The sequence below is a fragment of the Microvirga sp. P4_G7 genome (assembly GCF_056401005.1).
In genome coordinates, this window is sequence record NZ_JBFUKD010000441.1 from 1 (window position 1) to 3,260 (window position 3,260).

Below are 3,260 nucleotides of genomic sequence, written 5' to 3' on the forward strand. Positions count from 1 at the left end.
CTGCTGCACCGTGCGCGGCGACCTCATCCGCATTCTCGATGGGCTGATGAAGCGCAAAGGCAAGTTCGACGCCGTGATCGTGGAGACCACCGGCCTCGCCGATCCAGCGCCGGTCGCACAGACCTTCTTCATGGATCAGGACGTGTCCGACGCCGCCCGTCTCGATGCGGTCGTCACGGTCGCGGACGCCAAATGGCTGTCCGAGCGTCTGAAGGATGCTCCGGAGGCCAAGAGCCAGATCGCCTTCGCCGACGTGATCATCCTCAACAAGATCGACCTCGTCTCCGCGCAGGAACTCGACGAAGTGGAGGCGCGCATCCGCGCCATCAACCCCTATGCCAAACTGCATCGGACGCAGAACTGCTCGCTGCCGATTTCCGACGTTCTCGACCGCAACGCCTTCGATCTCGACCGCATCATCGAAATCGAGCCCGCGTTTCTGGAGGAGGGTCATCACCACCACCACGACGAGGAGATGCAGTCTCTGTCGGTGCGGCTCGAGGGTGAAGTCGACCCGGAAAAGTTCATGCCATGGATCTCGAACCTGACCCAGGTCGAGGGACCGAACATCCTTCGCTGCAAGGGCATCGTGGCGTTCCCCAACGAGCCGAAACGCTTCGTGTTCCAGGGCGTCCACATGATCCTCGACGGCGACGTGCAGGACGACTGGAAGCCGGGCCAGAAGCGCGATTCGAAAGTGGTGTTCATCGGCCGGGATCTGAACGAAAAAGCCATCCGCGAAGGATTTCTCGCCTGCGCGGCGTGAACGAAAAGATCGAAGCTCTCATCGTCCGTCGAACGCCCGTGCCGGATCGGAAAATCCTGTGCTATGGCTCTCCCCTGAGAAAGGGATCGCCTGAATGACCGTTGAATCCGCCCCCTCGTTGACGCAGAACGTCGCGCCCGTCGATGCGGGCGCCCATGTCACCGGCCTCGGCTGGCTGAAGGGCACGGCGGCCTTTGCGCTTGCCGACGGCGGCGTCTTTCTCGTGAAGGATGGCGAGACCCATCGTGTCGAGGCGCATCCCGACAGCGGTATCCTCGTCGCCGTCACGGATGGCGAACGCTTCCTCACCGGCGGAGACGACGGACGCGTCGCGGTGACAGGGGCGGACGGCACGACCAAGACCCTTGCCGAGACCAAGGGTGCCTGGATCGATTCGCTCGCCCTCAACGCGAACGGCGCTTTTGCCTACGCGGCCGGCAAGCGAGTTTTTGCCCGCGACGACAAGGGGCGCGAGAAGACGCTGGAGGTTCCGACAACCGCCCGCGGCCTCGCCTTTGCGCCCAAGGGCTACAGGCTCGCCATCTCGCATTACAACGGCGCGACCCTCTGGTTCCCCAACATCGAGGCGAAGCCCGATATTCTTGACTGGAAAGGCTCTCATCTCGACGTGAGCTGGTCTCCCGACGCGCGCTTCGTCGTCACGTCGATGCAGGAGAACGCTCTGCATGGATGGCGCTTGCAACCCGACAAGGGCCACATGCGCATGAGCGGTTATCCGTCCAAGACCCGTTCCCTGTCGTGGTCCGCCGACGGCAAATGGCTGGCGACCTCGGGTGCGGAAGCAGCCATCATCTGGCCATTCGAGTCGAAGGAAGGCCCGACAGGCAAGGCGCCGCGCGAATGCGGCGTGCGCCCGGCCAAGGTGAGCCGCGTCGCGTTTCACCCGAATGTCTATGTCCTCGCCGTCGGCTACGAGGACGGTTGCATTCTCTTGATCCGCCTCAACGATGGCTCCGAACTGCTCGTGCGCCCCGCCACCAAGGACAGCGGCATCACCGCGCTCGCCTGGGACAAAGGCGGCAAGCGCCTGGCCTTCGGCTGCGCGGACGGCAGCGCCGGCATCCTGACTCTTCCCACCTGAGAACGCCATGTCACGGTTCGGCGCCTTTCTGAAAGACGCGCTCGGCGGATCGAAGCCGAACCGGGAAACGGTCGACCAGATCAAGTCGTGGGCGCGCACGGCGCTCGGCGGATCGTCCGAGATCGCCTTTTCCATCAACGAAATCGCCTGCACCGACCCATCCTGCCCCGGCGTCGAGACCATCATCCTCGTCATGGAGCCGGGCCGGAAGACGCGTGCCTGCAAGGTGGCGAAAATGCTCGCCGACGTCACTGCTGAAGACGTCGTGGAAGCGCTCTCGCCATAGCCGAATGAACGTGATCCTTTACAACCAAGAGATCACATGAGGGGGAAAGACCATGTCGCGGATCGTCCGCATCGTCGCTTTCGGTTTCGGACTGGCGGGTGCGGCAGTTCTCTCTCAGGGGCCGGAATTCTCCCAGCAATACCGCCAGCGGCTCGGAGGCGCGATCGGTGAGCTCAACCGCGTCGTCTCCCGGTTCGATCAGGATTCGTCCGCGCATGGCGAGAACCGCGACAGTTCAATCGCCCGGCTCCAGGCCAATCCCGACGCTCTCGCGAAGCAGCAGGGCAGCGCCATGCAGAGCAACGTCGATCGGCTGAATCGTCTCGACAGCCAGCGCCAAGCGATGCTTCAGGCTGGTTCGTTCAAGCGTATCGCCGTCATGATGAAGGACGGCGATCGAGACGTCATGCGCGCGGCCTACGGCGATTTCGAGCCGGCAATTCCTATCACGCAGGAAGGAATCCTGTCGGCGGCGAGCGGGTTTGTCGTCGTCTGGGGCGGGATCCTGTTCTGCGCGGCGTGCCTGCGGCGCATGGTCAAGCGGCGACCGCGCAACGTTGCCGCCTGATCAGGCGTCACGCTCCGGTTTTCCTGCCAGCATCACATAGAAGCCGAGACCGTCCGTCATCGGCAGCGTCTGCAACCGCTCGACCCACCCGCGCTTCTTCGCTTCGAGCAGCGCGCGGCCGACCGGCTGGAACAGCGTCTCGCCGCCGCCCTTCGCGGGCGGGTTCAACAACACCGCGACGGATTTGCTTTTGGAGAAACGGCTGCGTTCGAACATATCCTGAAGCGATGCGGCCGCCTGCTCGCGCGACGCCTCGCGCAGATCGAGCACCGCTTCGGCGTCGACGAGTCCGAGCGATCCCCTGAGCTTCTGAGCATAGAAATCCTCGAAATGCGGCATGCAAGATCTCCTCTCCATCATGCTCCAGACTGACAACGCGTGGTGATGGCCTTGTCATTCCGGGGTGAGCGATGACGTCCCGCACACCGTGATCGATGGTTATGGGTTATGGATTCCGGGCGCCGCCACCGCGGCCCCGGAATGACGAAAGAGGCGTGTCAGCGTACCARCACGTTTCGGAACTGCCATGGATCCGAAG

General features: G+C 63.4%; 5 protein-coding genes. 4 read left to right on the top strand and 1 reads right to left on the bottom strand.

The window, feature by feature from the left end; translation table 11 throughout:
• The 4 genes from AC1DT3_RS16025 to AC1DT3_RS16040 all read left to right on the top strand — a co-directional run.
• The coding region (locus AC1DT3_RS16025) for a CobW family GTP-binding protein (RefSeq protein ID WP_477466238.1) at window positions 1-766 on the top strand (766 nt) is incomplete at its 5' end.
• A 94-nt stretch (window positions 767-860) separates the two neighbouring features.
• The gene (locus AC1DT3_RS16030) at window positions 861-1,868 is read left to right on the top strand and encodes a WD40 repeat domain-containing protein (protein ID WP_477466239.1); all 1,008 of its coding nucleotides are present in this window, start codon (window positions 861-863) and stop codon (window positions 1,866-1,868) included.
• Window positions 1,869-1,875: 7 nt separating this feature from the next.
• Window positions 1,876-2,154 (top strand): hypothetical protein, encoded by a 279-nt coding sequence (locus tag AC1DT3_RS16035; protein ID WP_477466240.1) that lies wholly within the window; start codon window positions 1,876-1,878, stop codon window positions 2,152-2,154.
• A gap of 52 nt (window positions 2,155-2,206) precedes the next feature.
• The gene (locus AC1DT3_RS16040; RefSeq protein WP_477466241.1) at window positions 2,207-2,722 is read left to right on the top strand and encodes a DUF2937 family protein; all 516 of its coding nucleotides are present in this window, start codon (window positions 2,207-2,209) and stop codon (window positions 2,720-2,722) included.
• Here the strand turns inward: AC1DT3_RS16040 and AC1DT3_RS16045 are convergent, their stop codons facing one another.
• On the bottom strand, window positions 2,723-3,061 hold the full coding sequence (locus AC1DT3_RS16045; RefSeq protein WP_477466242.1) for a hypothetical protein: 339 nt from the start codon (window positions 3,059-3,061) through the stop codon (window positions 2,723-2,725).
• Between the last annotated feature and the right edge of the window lie 199 nt (window positions 3,062-3,260).

Coding starts and splice junctions, on each gene's coding strand:
- AC1DT3_RS16030 (WP_477466239.1), top strand. CDS start 861: ATGACCGTTGAATCCGCCCCCTCGTTGACGCAGAACGTCGCGCCCGTC.
- AC1DT3_RS16035 (WP_477466240.1), top strand. CDS start 1,876: ATGTCACGGTTCGGCGCCTTTCTGAAAGACGCGCTCGGCGGATCGAAG.
- AC1DT3_RS16040 (WP_477466241.1), top strand. CDS start 2,207: ATGTCGCGGATCGTCCGCATCGTCGCTTTCGGTTTCGGACTGGCGGGT.
- AC1DT3_RS16045 (WP_477466242.1), bottom strand. CDS start 3,061: ATGCCGCATTTCGAGGATTTCTATGCTCAGAAGCTCAGGGGATCGCTC.